Consider the following 14,473-nt stretch of genomic DNA (forward strand, 5'->3'; position numbering starts at 1 on the left):
TACTTAAGCAAATGAAAGAGCAAATTTCTATTTTTGATATTTTTAAAATTGGCATTGGTCCATCGAGCTCTCACACCCTTGGGCCATGGCGTGCTGCGCAACAATTTATTGCATCGCTCGAAGAAAAAGATCTATTGGCAGAAATAGAAGGGTTAAAGATTTTGCTCTACGGTTCTTTAGCAAAAACGGGCAGCGGACATGGTACAGACATCGCTATTTTTTTGGGGCTTTCTGGCGCAGATCCGGTAACGTTCGATGTGGAATTGGTGATGCCGACTTTCTATGCCATCAAAACCAACAAGCAATTAACGCTGGAAAACCACCTAACCATTCCGTTCGATTATGACGTAGATTTGCTCTATCTCTTTAACGAAATTTTGCCTTTCCATCCAAATGGGTTAACATTTCAAGCGCTGTTAAAAAACGGAAAAGCTCATTCAGAAACCTATTTTTCTGTAGGAGGTGGCTTTGTGGTTAAGGAGGGTGAGGTTATAGACGACAGTAAAACGGTCGATTTGCCATTCCCCATTGAGAACGCCAAAGATCTGCTGCATTGGTGTCTATCCACAGGCTTAAAAGTAAGTGAAATTGTATTGGAGAATGAGCTTGCTTGGCGAAAAGAAGAAAAAACAAAAGAAGGTATTTTGCAGCATTTTGCCGTAATGCGAAATTGCACCTACCGCGGCTGCCATACCGGTGGGTTTTTGCCTGGAGGTTTAGAAGTGGGCAGGCGTGCAGCTAAGCTGAATCAAAAATTGATCGGCGACAGCGAGTACCACGATTACGATAGCTGGATTGGAGCCATTAAAAAAGGTGGCAATGGATTTAATTATATTTTAGATTGGGTAAGTTGTTTCGCCCTTGCGGTGAATGAAGAAAACGCATCTTTTGGTCGTGTGGTAACTGCACCAACAAACGGGGCGGCGGGCGTAATTCCTGCTGTATTACAATATTTTATGGCCTTTTGCGATGGTTATTCAGATGACAAAATTATCCAATTTATTGCCTGCGCATCTGAGATTGGGAGTATCTTTAAAAAAGGTTCTACCATTTCTGCCGCTATGGGAGGTTGCCAAGCAGAAATCGGTGTTTCTTCTGCCATGGCAGCTGCTGCGCTAACAGAATGTTTGGGCGGCTCTCAGCGTCAAGTACTAATGGCTGCAGAAATTGCAATGGAACATCATCTTGGCCTAACCTGCGATCCAATAGGTGGCTTGGTACAAGTGCCGTGTATAGAGCGCAACACCATGGGCGCTATAAAAGCCATTACCGCTAGCCAGTTGGCATTGCAAAGTAATCCTGATAAGGCAAAAGTAAGTTTAGATGTGGTGGTGAAAACCATGTGGCAAACTGCACAAGATATGAATGTGAAATATAAAGAAACATCAGATGGAGGGTTAGCAATTAATATTCCGTTGAGTTTGCCGGAATGCTAGACTAATCCCGAATATTTCAGAACCAGCCACCAAATTCCTGTGGTTATAAAACCCAAAACTATCCCAATCCCTACAACCATATTGGCCAGTTTTGGATTTAGATTATACTGTTCTACGATTACAGCAGAGGTTAGTTGGCTCGGCATGGCCATTTCGAAAATGGTAATTTTACTGATGATACCATTAAGCTGCAATACGATGGCAATTAGAAAAATTAAAGCGGGCGCCAATATAAGTTTGTAAAATAACGCAATGCGTATGGTTTTTAATTGGCTAAACCAGCCACCAAACTTTAACTGCAAGCCAATAGAGAATAAAGCCAGCGGCCCAACGGTAATGGATAGCTTATCGAAAAGAGGATTTAAAAAAGAAATGTTTACAAAGTGAGGCAAAGTTAAGCTAAGCACACAAGCAATTAGCGGGGGAAAAGAAAGTGCCTTTTTAACTAATGTGCCAATGCTAAGTTGTTGTTTTTGGGATGATCTTATGGCAACGAGCACGCCAAAAGTAGCGAGAATAGCAAAAGTAATTTGATCGCAGATGATGGCGATGGCCAATTCCTTTTCGCTAAAATAGGCCATTATAAGTGGGAAACCTATAAACGAAGTATTGCTCAGTCCGCTCACTAATTTTAGTCCGCCTGTTGTTGCTTTGTTCAGTTTTTTAAAGCGACTGTACATAGTTATCAGCAACCATGCAAATAGCCAAACCAAAATGGGCGCTACTGCCGGAAAAATCAAATGCTTTGTCCAAGTGATGTGCGGTAGGTATTTGAACGATAACGCAGGTAAGGCAATGTAAATAATCCAAGCATTAATGCCTTTGTGGGCATCGGCGGGCAAGGTTTTACTCTTCCTAAAAGCAACGCCTGCCAAAAAGCACAGAATAATGATTAAAAAATTAGCCACTTGAATTTACGATTTTAGAGTGACGATTTACCAATTAAGCAGAAAGGCCAAAGCAGAAAGCGAAAAGCTGACTACTGATATTCTAATACCCATCGCCTCCCACCTAAAGCCTATTTTGCGTTCGGCTTATTCTTTGTCCACACTCTTTTGTTAGGCCTGCTAGACGGATGCCTTTTTTCCTCCACATGTTTAATTTCCATATTGGCAATCTCTTCTGATAGTGGAATACGCGGCACCTGCTTTTCGATCAGCTTTTCTATGTTTTCGAAACGGCGTTTGTCTTTTCCGTTAACCAAGGTAATGGCAGTACCTTTGCTTTCTGCACGAGCCGTTCTACCCACGCGGTGCACATAATCTGCGGGATCGCCAGGAACATCATAATTAATAATCAAATCAATTCCTTCTACATCAATTCCTCTAGAGAGTACATCGGTACCGATTAAAATAGGCAGTTTTCGATTTTTAAAATCGAGCAAAATCTGCTCGCGTTCTTTCTGCTCTAAATCTGAGTGGAAAGCAGCAGCCTTAATGCCCAAACTTTTAAAAGCCTTGTTTAAGCCCTTAACTTTCTCTTTTGTGGAAGCAAAAATAATACTGCTTTTATACAGCCCGCTCTTAAAAATCTCAGTTAATAAAGCCTGTTTTTGTTGATCGTGAATGTTGTATGCCTGCTGATTAATACCTTCTGCTGGTTTGGCGATAGAAATGGTAATCTGTTTTGGATTCTTTAAGATCTTTGTTGCCATACCTCTAATTTTTGGCGCCATGGTTGCCGAAAATAGAAGTGTTTGGCGTTCTTGCGGAAGATAGCTTATGATGCGGATAATATCATCGTAAAAACCCATATCCAACATTCTATCTGCCTCATCTAACACCAAATGTTGCAATTGAGAAAGGTTTAGCACTCCCGAAGATAAATGCGACATCAAACGGCCTGGAGTAGCGATAATAATATCTACACCTTCTCGCATCGAGCGTTTTTGTTGTTCGTAAGCAATGCCATCGCCACCGCCATAAACCGTAAGCGAGCTGATGTTGGTAAAATAAGAAAGCGCTTCTACCTGTAAATCTATCTGCTGTGCAAGCTCTCTAGTTGGCGCTAAAATTAAGGTATTGTTATGCCTATTTTTTGCTTTGCTAATGTTATCCATTACTGGCAATAAATAGCTCGCTGTTTTGCCGGTACCGGTTTGCGCACAAGCAATAAGATCATGATGGGCTAAAACTTCTGGAATTGCAAGTTCTTGTATGGGTGTGGCACTTTTGTAACCCATGGCCATTAGGCCTTCGTATAAATCGGGGTTAAAGTTAAAATCGCTGAAATTCAATATAATGTTTTTTTACTTGCAAAAGTACCCCAAAATACCGCCAATAGCAAACGGCGTTTTTTTGAGCTTTAAACAGGCTGTTTTGAGTAAAATTAGTTTGCCGAAGGGTTTGAACCCTTATCTACCAATAGCTTAAATGCCAATCCATTAATGTTCGAATTATATATTTTAGATGTTTTAAATGGTTTTTCTAAGGCACTAAACACCAACATATTTTTCGGTGTAAGAAAAATAGATGGAACAGTATAGCCTGCCGGCGATATTTTAGAAACGGCTTTGCTTGCTAAATCTAATTTATAAATTGATTCTCCCTGTCCCATTAACCCGTCGAATTTATCGGCAGGATTGCTGGCATTAAAAACAATAGATTTCCCATCAGAGGTATAAAAGAAGCGATTGTTACTGGCAAAGTTTAAATCTTTACCAACCAAATCTCTCAATAAAAATTTGCTTTTCAATTTTCCAAAGACAGAATAGACATACAGGTTGTTTAAATCATGCATCACCAATTCATCGTTCCCTTTCCAGGTTGGCGAATAGACACTTAACTTAGAATCAAAGTCCAGTATTTGATAGTTTTTATTGTTTGATCCAATGATGCCAATTTTCCAAACCCCCTTTTTAAATACGCTAAAAGCGATGTTTTTGCCATCGGGTGAGAACATGGCCTGATAGAAATTCTTGCTTTGAACATCCAATTGATCCTGACTTTTGGTTGCCATATTGGCCATCCAAATGCTTCGGTTGTTGCTAGAATCGCTAACTGTGTAGGCCAATTGGTTGCCATCTGGCGAAATGGCTGCGTCTGTAGCGCCACCAAAAGAAACCTGATGAAGCGTATCTAAACTCGTCGCGGTTATCTTTCCATCATTTTGATAAGCCAATTGAAACTTTTTGTTAGCTAGAGAAACCGTATCTAACACAGCTTTTCTTTCACTCTCTTGATGCTGATTGTTGCAGGCAGCAAAAATAGCCATGCAAGGAATTAATAGTTTAAACAAACGCATTTCTCTTCGGTTGATGAAAGACAAATTTACGGATATTTAGTTTAAGATCGCTTTTGGGGTCGCATGTTATCGAGCTGAAAAGGTTTTACTATGGCAAGTACAGCTCTTTTTCTGGTTGTCACGTTGAGATTGTCAAAACGCTTTTTATCATTCTTTAATTATCCTTCGACGGGCTCGGGAGGATAAAACGATATATTTTTTACTACTCTTTTTCTGGTTGTCACGTTGAGCTTGTCAAAACGCTTTTTATTCTTCTTTAATTGTCCTTCGACGGGCTCAGGAGGACAAAACAATATATTTTTTACTACTCTTTTTCTGGTTGTCACGTTGAGCTTGTCGAAACGCTTTTTATCATTCTTCGGTAATCCTTAGACAGGCTGCCATTGACTTTTTTTGTAATCAATTGATTTGCAAATAATTACATTCCTAAAAGATTAACGTCATTTATATTGATTTGTATGAAATGTATTAAATCTTTGGATGATACCATTTTATTGGTTTTTCCTTAGCTTACTGACCTTGCCCCAACCCCTCCCAAAAAAATGCTGATAGTAGTAGGAGATGACCAAAAGTTAATGATTGATTTTGTCGTCAGTCTTTTAACAAAAGCTTTAATATAGAAGTTGGAATATTCAATTGCGTGCTATCAGAAAAGTTAGACTTTGCTTTGCTCAAGTTGAAGTTCTTTATGCTTACTTGGTTTTTTCCGCTTGTCTCAAGCGTCAAATTTTTAATTGCAGACTCGCCTTGATCAAAATGACTTCCATCTAAATTAACTTCAGAATCGTTGTTTGCCAAAACATTTAAACTATTTAAGTTTATGCCAGATATATTTATGTTCGAATTGTTCGCCATAACTTTTAAGCTTTTAACAAGTGTTTGATTAGACACACTATGGCTTAAAGTGTCTCCGGTGTTGGTGATGTGATTAAAATCTACATCTGAATTGCCAAGTGTAAAGAAGCACTTTGTCAAGTCTACAGCCAAACTATCCGTTTGAACCACGCAGTTGAGATTCATAAAGTTATTAGCACTCAATTTCTCCAAATTTGGCGCATAAACAACGATGAAGATTCTCTGGTTAAAATTTTGCAAAGACAATTCTTTTTTGAAATTTATGTTTAAAACACCATTTACAACTTCTGTAGTTATAGAGCCTGCCAATTGTTCGGGAATTTTTACACCATAGCTTTCACTCTTATTAACATGTACTTCTACGCTAGAATTATTTCCATTTGTAAAATTCACTGTAGAAAAAGGTTTATTTAGAGCAATTGCTTTTCTCCCTCTTGATGCGGTTTGGAAAGGTTGGTTGTTTGCATCTTGAATTTCTGCCATGTTCATTTTAGGCGAGTCTTTATAATACATTTTCGAAACCACCACCATGCCCAATAGTGGAGCGATGAATATAAAAACGCCGAATGCGATTAATAATTTATTACTTGTTTTCATGGGTGTCTGGGTTAAAGTTTTGTTCTACGAAAGTTTGATAGCGAGATTTCAGTTCGTCGAAATCTATGTTGAGTAAATACATCGTTCTAAAAAGAATGGGCATTTCTTCTTGCAAGAAATTCTTCTTTCGATAGGCTTTTACCTTGCTTGTTGCAGCCTCATCTAAGAAAAAGCCAATGCCTCTTTTGTTGTTAATGATGCCTTCATTTTGCAACAGATCATAAGTACGCATTACCGTATTTGGGTTTACCTCCATGGTTACCGCCAGTTCTCTTACCGATGAAATTTTTTCTTCCGGTTTCCATTTCTCCAACAAAATCTGCTCGCAAACGTATTCTGCAATTTGTAGATAGATGGCTTTATTATCGTTAAACTCCATAATTAAACCTCCTTCTCTTTAAAACGTATGTAAGCGATGATCCAATTTATGACGGCGAAAATCATCAATACGCCAATCATTAACCATTCTTCAGCATTATGCGATAGATTCCAAATGCTGGAGTTGCTTATTGTGGTTCTATCTTCAAATATCATTTTGCTAAGATACGGGACAGTCAGTGCCCAAATTATTATCAAAATCATTACGGTAATCACCGTTTTGACAAATTGAAATTTTTTGAAGAACAAGGAACCAAGCAGAAAGATACTGGAAAAAATCAATGGGCCTCCGAAATAAAGAATTTTTGCTGCCCTTACATCCCCCATCACATCAAAAAAGTATTGCGGAACTTGGTAATTTTCCATCCGTTCTGGCATTTCTCGATACTCATTTAATACAGCATTTGGGAAAATGCTCCTCAACTTATTTACAAAAGCAACATCGACTAGATAAAAAATTAAGAAATAGCTAGCCAATGCGAATATGGAACTATATAGAAGGCCAACCGCAAATTTCTCCAAGCTAGATGCCGGAAGTGTGAATTCTAAAATTGCTTTAGGCTTTTGTCCAAGTGGGGCAAAATATTGGTTTGCTGCAAGCGAAAGGAAAAGCATTCCAAGTAGAATAAAAAGCGGCCATCTAAAATCTAGTTTTAATTTATAGGCATCATAATTTGTGCTATGCAGTCCAGTGGTATGTGAAGTTATATCCCAATAACCGTAGCTATAAACAGCTATAATAATCCCCAAAACTATACCCAGTACAATTAAATACAATTTCCCATATTCTAGCCACTGCTTTCTAATTAAAAGCCCGAAGCGATTTATATCAAAGGTGTTGTTCATGGTTTTATGAAGCTTGATTGAAAATGGTATACAATTGTTCTTTAGAATTCAACATGGCATTAAACAAGAGTTCTATATCTAGCTTGCTTTCTTGTTGATCGGTATTTTTAAAAATGGCTTGATAACCCATTAACGAGGGTTCGCCATAAATGGCAGTTTCATCAAGCTCGCGCACTTTTTTAAACAGCAGCTTCTTCGTAATCTCATCAACAGATGCGTTTAAGGCTACTTTATTTTCGTTTAACACGATAACCGTATCTATCAAATTGTCTAGATCCCGCACTTGGTGCGTAGAAATTACAATGCAGCGCTCATCTGTTAGTACCGATGACATGATTTTTCTAAACTGGGTTTTTGAAGGAATATCCAAACCGTTAGTTGGCTCATCCATCACAATCAACTTTGCGTTTGTGGCCAAGCCAAAGGCGATGATAAATTTCTTCTTTTGGCCATAACTCATTTCGCTTAATTTTTGGTCTTTTGGTACATCAAACTCATTCAGCAATTGCTGCAATTCCGCTCGATCAAATTTGGGATAGAAGCCTGCTATGCTCTTTACATAAGCCTCAATACCAATGCCGGGTAAATCAAATTCTTCTGGAATGAAACAAATATTTTGTAGCATTTTTGGGTTTCGCTTCCGCGGATTAAAACCCATCACCTCTATACTACCTTGCTGGGCATACACCAACCCAACCATGTTTTTTAACAAGGTAGATTTGCCCGCCCCGTTTTCGCCAAATAGTCCATAAATATGTCCGGCTTCTAACTGCATATTCATTTGATCGAACAAATTTTTATTCTTGCTGTAACCGAAAGTTAGATTGTCAATTTTAACCATTGCTTAGTGTATTAGTTAAATAATACACTAAAGTACAGTTTGATTTTGTAAAACCAAAATTATTTCAGAGAAATTTAGTTAATTTATTGATAAATAGGGATTTAAAATTAAAATTAAACGAAGGTATTTATTCAAAGTGTTCACTTGTCAAAAAAACCATCGTACTCGATTGATATTTTTTTTCTTTTTCGTAGGTTTGGGTATGCTTGAAAAATTTAAAACAAAAAGCCTACTTATACTGCTAATTCTAGTGTCATTAAGCTTAGGTGTTTTTGCTCAACCCAACTTAAAAGGTTATAACATCAAATGGACAAGCCAAAGTAAAAATGCCTTGGAATCTATGCCTGTTGGTGGAAACGATATCGGATGCAATGTTTGGGTGGAAGATAACAGCATCTATTTCTACGTTGGTAGAAGCAATAGTTTTGATGAGAACAATGCGTTGTTAAAAACTGGAAGAATCAAGGTTACCTTCAGTCCAAATCCATTTAAAAAATTTAGCCAAGAGCTAAAATTAAAGGAAGGTTATGTAGAAATTATTGGTACAGATGGCGCGTTAAAAGTAACGTCGCGGTTATGGGTCGAACCGAATGCGCCAGAAATTCATCTAGATGTTGTTTCAAATTCGAACATTAGCGTTAAGGCAGAATATCAAAATTGGCGTATTGAAAAAAAGCCGGTCAGCAGCAGGTGGGTGGTTCCATCGTACATAGATTACCCAGGAAAAGATGTGTACTGGTTTCCCGACAGCGTGAAAAGTGCGGGTGCTAATATTGTATTTTACCATCAAAATAATAGTAATAATTTAGTTATAGATAAAGAAATTGTACAGCAAGGCTTGTCTAGTTTGAAAGATTCACTTTGGAATCCTTTAAAAGATTTTATTTTCGGAGGCGTATTATCTGGTAAAAATATGGTCGTTTCGAACAAAGATACAGGCACTTATTTAAACACCCATTATAAATCTATAGCGCTACGCAGCAAAACAGCCGGAAGAAGCTTTCAAATAAATGTAGCACTTCGCTCTGGTTATTCCACAGATAATAAAGTTTGGGAAAAACAGCTAACGAGAAATGTAAATTCAGGGCGGCGATTGCTTAAAAATAAGTTTGCAGCGCATCAACTTTGGTGGAAAAACTTTTGGGGTAAAAGTTGGATTATGCTGAATACAACACAAAACAATCCTGCAAATTCTGTTTGGCAAGTAGGAAGAAATTACAATATTTTTCGTTATCAAATGGCTTGCAACAGCAACGGAGAATATCCCACCAAGTTTAACGGCGGACTTTTTACCGTAGATCCTGTGTTGGTAGATACCGCATTTAAAAAAGATAACCCAGACTTTAGAGCTTGGGGCGGTGGAGTGATGACTGCACAAAACCAGCGGTTACTTTATTGGCCGCTATTAAAAACTGGTGATTTTAACATAATGCCGCAGCAGTTCGATTTTTATCGCAGGGCCTGTAAAAATGCAGAGCTGAGGACGAAGTTTTATTGGGGCCACAAAGGCGCTTATTTTACGGATCAAATGAACCAAGCTGGCATTATTAGCGGCAGAGAATATGGTTGGGTTAGGCCGAACACGTTAGATATTGGCACCCAAAATACGCCCTATCACGAATATTATTTTACAAGCCAGCTTGAGTTTTCGTTTATGATGTTGGAGTATTATCGCTTTTCAAACATCGACATCCAGCCTTACCTTCATTTTATCAAATCGGCCATTCAGTTTTTCGATCAGCATTATAGAATGTTAAGTGTGCAGAATTTTGGCTCAGAGTTTACACCAGATGGTAAATACAACCTCTATCCTTGCATGGCATTGGAAACGTATACTGGCCATGTAAAAAACCCTGCTGACGTTATTGCTGCTTTGACAGTACTTACAACCAGAATGCAAAAATTGCCATTAAAGTATGTTTCGAAGGAAGAAAAGAAATTTTATGCGCTGATGCTTTCTCGTTTGCCAAAAATGCCGTTAAGAATGATGCGAGGGGTGGAGACAATTGCTCCAGCAGAACAATGGGATAGAATTATCAATCAAGAAATACCTCAGTTGTATCCCGTATTTCCTTGGGGATTATTTGGAGTTGGCAAACCCAACCTGCAGCTGGCCATAAATACGTGGAAGTTTGGGGTGGATAACGAAAACCAAAAAAACTACATCGGCTGGCATCAAGATGCCATTTTTTGCGCCAGAATGGGTCTAACAGACGAAGCAAAACACATTACGTTAAAAAAACTTTCCAACTCCCAACGACGTTTCCCAACGTTTTGGGGGCCTGGGTACGATTGGGTTCCAGACCATAATTGGGGCGGTTCTGGTATGATAGGCTTACAAGAAATGCTTATGCAAACGGTTGATGATAAAATATATCTTTTGCCTGCTTGGCCAAAAGAGTGGGATGTAAATTTTAAACTGCATGCACCAAAAAATACAACTGTGGAGTTAACCTATCAAAACGGTAAAGTTAAGACGCTAAAAGTTACGCCTTCTAGCAGACAAAAAGACATTATATGGCCGGACTCTTTTAAATAAGTAAGATTTTAGCAGAATCGATTATAGAATATTAACTTAAAAACGCATGGGAAACTTCCTACAATGAAAATGCCTGTAAATAATGTTGTGCATAATCGCCCCAGTTTTTCATTGCGCCTTTTAGAATATCAGTAAGTCCTTTATTGTCGACTGGTTTTCCTTTACTGGGCGGCATTAGTTCTTTTTCGGGTACCGCAACTTCAGATACTTTTGTGGCAAACCACGTCACGTTTTCATGTGGCAATGCTACACCCAAAATCATCCCGGGCAAACCGGTAAAAGACTCTGGTCCACCAGAAACGGCAATTTGATCTGTATAAAAAGCCACCACGTAAATAGAGTCCATAATTATGGCATTTGCCCTGCGGCATTGATAACCTACAATATCTCGTGTTTCATCGGTAATTTTCCAAGTAATTTTGCGTACAGTATCGGTTACCAAATATTTGTTCTCGAAAACATGCTTTTCTGTTGTGCTTTTTTGAGCGTTAAAATTGGTAAAAACCGTATTTTCTAAATCTGCCAATGGATCACCACCAAAAAAATTGCCTGCAGGTATTTCTTCGGTCGAAGGCCATTTATACAGGCTTTTATCTTTATTAAAGCTTAACACGCTTTTCGTTACCTTAAATTGCGGGTTTTTCTTTTGGTACTGTTCAAAAGCTTGATCCATATAAGATTCGTTTTCTGGCGTAATCCGCTTTTTTAGCAAGGCGTACATATTGGCTTTTTTTTCAAACTCTATCACGCCGTTTTTAACAAAGTGAGTGTTTTGCGCAAATATATGTGTGCCGCCGAAAATAGAGGCGAAAAGGATAAGGTAGATTAGAGTCGTTTTCATAGAATTATTTTTTTGCATTAAGTCCGCCGCCCATTTTATTAAAATCCCACATAATGGAGAAAAGAAAATAACGTTTGATGGTGGTGTAGCTACTTTGGGTAATGTTGCCATTGTATGCGCTTCTATCGAAGCCAACATTTTGGTTTAAAAGATCGTTTACCTTCATCTCTAACTTTAGATCTTCTGATTTAAAAAACTTTTTAGTTAATGCCGCGTTCCACAAAAGGCGTTTGAAGCTGTTGTTAAAAGTTTGTGTTTTGCCCGTGTAGAGATAGTTTGCATCTGTAGAAATTTCGAATTTTCCGGGAAGCTGCACACTTGCGTTCGCATTGCCGTTAGCTCCCCAACCGCTGCTATTACCAAAGGTACCAACACTGGCTTTAGAAATATTATAACTTGGGCCAAAAGAAGCACTAAAACTGTATTTTTTATTCTTGTATTGCGACAAACTAAGCGAACCGGAATAAGAGTTATTCTGCGTGTTGTTTAACACGTCGTTTATAAAATTGTAAGAAGAATTTGTAGAAGCATCTAAGTTAAGGTACACGTTAAGATCTAATGCTTGAATTTTTCTTCCAAACCCGCCGTACATGGAAAAATTGGACGGAGTTTTATCTCCAATATTTACAGACTGGTAGGTGCTTTTTCCGGTTTTTTGATCTGTAGTAACATTACTTACAATAGGATTTGCCGTTAAACTTCCGTAGGCGCCAATGTAAATAGACTGATTTGTTAAAACTTTATAAGAATTATAATTCAAATTTAAACTGCTCCTAAAAGAAGGTTTTAAATCTGGGTTTCCAAGTGTAATATTTAATGGATCGGTATTTACTCTAACCGGTTGGATTTGATCTAAGCTAGGCTGGTTGCTATTTCCGTTATAGTTTATCCTAAGCGATTTTTGTTGAGAAAAGCGATATTGGTAAGATGCTTGAGGCATGTAGTTTATAAAGTTCCTTGAATATGTTTTATCTGCATAAACATCTTTTTGTTTAAAGTTTACGCCACTAAATTTCGAGCCAAAATTTACAACGGTCTTGCCTTTTTTATAGTTAAAAATGGCGCCACCTTGGTTAATAACTTGATCCAGTTGATAATTGTTGCTAAACACAGTATCTAATACGCTATAGTTTCCTCCTTGCCCTTTGTTAAAAGATTTACGGTCAGATTGGCCGTTCATAAGGCTTAAGCCATAATTTACAATAACGGTAAAAGTTTTCGAAAGCGGCTCGGTATAAGCCAAATTAGAAACAAAAGAAGAATTAGAAATGTCATTAACTTTAAGCTGATTAATCAAACTGTCTCTAGCTACGCCCAATGAATCGTAAAATTTGTTATCGCTATTTAAAGTGCCATTACTGTTGTTTTTATTGAGCGATTCTCTTAGGTTAAGTGAAAGCGTTCTTCCTTTTTTCTTCAGCTTTTTTGTAAACAACGCGTTCATGTCAAATTGCTGTTCGTCTACTTTGTTTTTTAAAGCGCGCGTACTTGTGTTTAGTAGATTGTTGTTTCCATTGCTGCTTGAGGAATTAAAATTGTTCAGCGTATTGCTGTTCTTTAATGTTCCGTCTACGTTTACCTTTAAAGTTAAGGTGGTGTCTATCTTTATCTCGTAGGTTGCATCTACTTTTTGTCTAAACAAACTGTTTTCATTGGTTTGGTCAGAAACGTTGTTAAGCACCCCGTTGCTTAAGTTGTTTTGGCTGATGGTGTTCCTGTCTCCGCTTACGCTAAAAGAGCCAATTTTATAGTTGGTGTTTAGCGATTCTTTGTCTTTGTTCCATTTTGAATCAAAGTGCAGGCCGCCGGTTCTGGCAATCGGGATACCTTGGCCATTGTATTGCCCGTTATAACTATCGAAATCATCGCCGCCACCACTGTAGTAAAAGTAACCCTCATCGCTAACATTAAGACTATTTCCGCCGTATTTATCCCGATCGTCCCAGCCAAGGCCAACCGTGCCCGTGTTGGCTAAAATACCATAGGCAGAAAATTTCTTCTTGCCCCAAAATTTATTAAACATCGCCTGGCCTGTGTAAAAGTCATCGGTACCGTAACCGCCTTGCAATTTTCCAAAATAGCCGTTTTTCTTATCTTCTTTAAGTTTGATGTTTAGGGTTTTGGTTTTTTCGCCATCATCAATTCCGGTAAAAGCCGCTTGGTCGCTTGATTTATCATAAAGCTGTACAGATTCTACCATATCGGCACGCAAGTTCTTGGTAACCAAAGTTGGGTCATCGCCAAAAAACTCTTCGCCATCTACCAATACTTTCGGTACACTTTTTCCCTGCGCCGTAATCTTACCATCCTTATCAACCTGAAAACCTGGGAACTGTTTAATTAAATCTTCTACTTTTGCATTAGGCTCGATGTTATAAGCTTTCGGGTCGAAAATAGTAGTGTCGCCTTTTATTTTTATCGCAGTGCGATTGCCTGTAATTACCACGTCGTTGAGTAGTTTTGCAAGACCTGTTAAATTTATTTTCCCATAATCCTTTATTTTTTGGGTAGAATCTAAACTAAAGTGATCTACAAAATCGGCGTACTTTGGATAAGAAATTAGCAGAATAAATTTGCCGCTTTTAATTCCATCCAGTTGAAAATTTCCATTGGGCAAGGTACGCGCAAATTTTACCAAAGTAGAGTCTTTTGCATTTAATATGGCAACTGATGCATCAACTAAAATACTTGTGGACGCAGTGTCTATGGTTCGCCCTTTAACGGAGTGCAAAACCTGTGCACTTGCAGAGAAACACAACATGGTTAACATTAAAAGCAGTCCTGCAACAAAAAGAGATGGCTTGTGTGGCTGAGCGCGCAATAAGATATTCATTTGGGATTTGGTTTTTGGTCGGTCAAATATAAACTAATGCATTAGTTTTGCAAAGCGGATTAAC

11 protein-coding genes are annotated in these 14,473 nt (G+C 38.2%); 2 read left to right on the plus strand and 9 right to left on the minus strand.

Annotation, left to right across the window (positions count from 1 at the left end):
• Positions 1–11: 11 nt before the first annotated feature.
• Positions 12–1,436: an L-serine ammonia-lyase gene (locus ABIB40_RS11885; protein WP_354359305.1), complete on the plus strand. Its 1,425-nt coding sequence runs from the start codon at positions 12–14 to the stop codon at positions 1,434–1,436.
• On the opposite strand, the gene ABIB40_RS11890 is transcribed toward ABIB40_RS11885, so the two are convergent.
• The 7 genes from ABIB40_RS11890 to ABIB40_RS11920 form a co-directional block, all read right to left on the minus strand.
• On the minus strand, positions 1,433–2,344 hold the full coding sequence (locus tag ABIB40_RS11890; RefSeq protein WP_354359307.1) for an AEC family transporter: 912 nt from the start codon (positions 2,342–2,344) through the stop codon (positions 1,433–1,435). The two genes, ABIB40_RS11885 and ABIB40_RS11890, sit on opposite strands and share 4 nt — an antisense overlap.
• Positions 2,345–2,454: 110 nt before the next feature.
• Positions 2,455–3,672: a DEAD/DEAH box helicase gene (locus ABIB40_RS11895; protein WP_354359309.1), complete on the minus strand. Its 1,218-nt coding sequence runs from the start codon at positions 3,670–3,672 to the stop codon at positions 2,455–2,457.
• A 92-nt stretch (positions 3,673–3,764) separates the two neighbouring features.
• Positions 3,765–4,649 (minus strand): TolB family protein, encoded by an 885-nt coding sequence (locus ABIB40_RS11900; RefSeq protein ID WP_354359311.1) that lies wholly within the window; start codon positions 4,647–4,649, stop codon positions 3,765–3,767.
• Between the two features lie 621 nt (positions 4,650–5,270).
• Positions 5,271–6,131 (minus strand): GIN domain-containing protein, encoded by an 861-nt coding sequence (locus ABIB40_RS11905; protein WP_354359313.1) that lies wholly within the window; start codon positions 6,129–6,131, stop codon positions 5,271–5,273.
• Positions 6,118–6,510 (minus strand): GntR family transcriptional regulator, encoded by a 393-nt coding sequence (locus ABIB40_RS11910; RefSeq protein WP_354359315.1) that lies wholly within the window; start codon positions 6,508–6,510, stop codon positions 6,118–6,120. Before ABIB40_RS11910 ends, ABIB40_RS11905 begins: the two co-directional genes overlap by 14 nt.
• Positions 6,511–6,512: 2 nt before the next feature.
• Positions 6,513–7,355 (minus strand): hypothetical protein, encoded by an 843-nt coding sequence (locus ABIB40_RS11915; RefSeq protein WP_354359317.1) that lies wholly within the window; start codon positions 7,353–7,355, stop codon positions 6,513–6,515.
• A 4-nt stretch (positions 7,356–7,359) separates the two neighbouring features.
• Positions 7,360–8,196: an ABC transporter ATP-binding protein gene (locus tag ABIB40_RS11920; protein WP_354359318.1), complete on the minus strand. Its 837-nt coding sequence runs from the start codon at positions 8,194–8,196 to the stop codon at positions 7,360–7,362.
• A 250-nt stretch (positions 8,197–8,446) separates the two neighbouring features.
• On the opposite strand from ABIB40_RS11920, the gene ABIB40_RS11925 reads away from it, so the two are divergent.
• Positions 8,447–10,735 carry a DUF5703 domain-containing protein gene (locus ABIB40_RS11925; protein WP_354359320.1) on the plus strand — a complete coding sequence of 763 codons (2,289 nt, stop codon included), beginning with the start codon at positions 8,447–8,449 and terminating at the stop codon, positions 10,733–10,735.
• Positions 10,736–10,793: 58 nt separating this feature from the next.
• Here the strand turns inward: ABIB40_RS11925 and ABIB40_RS11930 are convergent, their stop codons facing one another.
• Both ABIB40_RS11930 and ABIB40_RS11935 read right to left on the minus strand, forming a co-directional pair.
• Positions 10,794–11,576 (minus strand): GLPGLI family protein, encoded by a 783-nt coding sequence (locus ABIB40_RS11930; protein WP_354359322.1) that lies wholly within the window; start codon positions 11,574–11,576, stop codon positions 10,794–10,796.
• 4 nt (positions 11,577–11,580) lie between these two features.
• Positions 11,581–14,409 carry an outer membrane beta-barrel protein gene (locus tag ABIB40_RS11935; RefSeq protein WP_354359324.1) on the minus strand — a complete coding sequence of 943 codons (2,829 nt, stop codon included), beginning with the start codon at positions 14,407–14,409 and terminating at the stop codon, positions 11,581–11,583.
• Positions 14,410–14,473 lie beyond the last annotated feature (64 nt).

It is taken from the genome of Pedobacter sp. UYP30 (genome assembly GCF_040547165.1).
Taxonomy (GTDB): domain Bacteria; phylum Bacteroidota; class Bacteroidia; order Sphingobacteriales; family Sphingobacteriaceae; genus Pedobacter.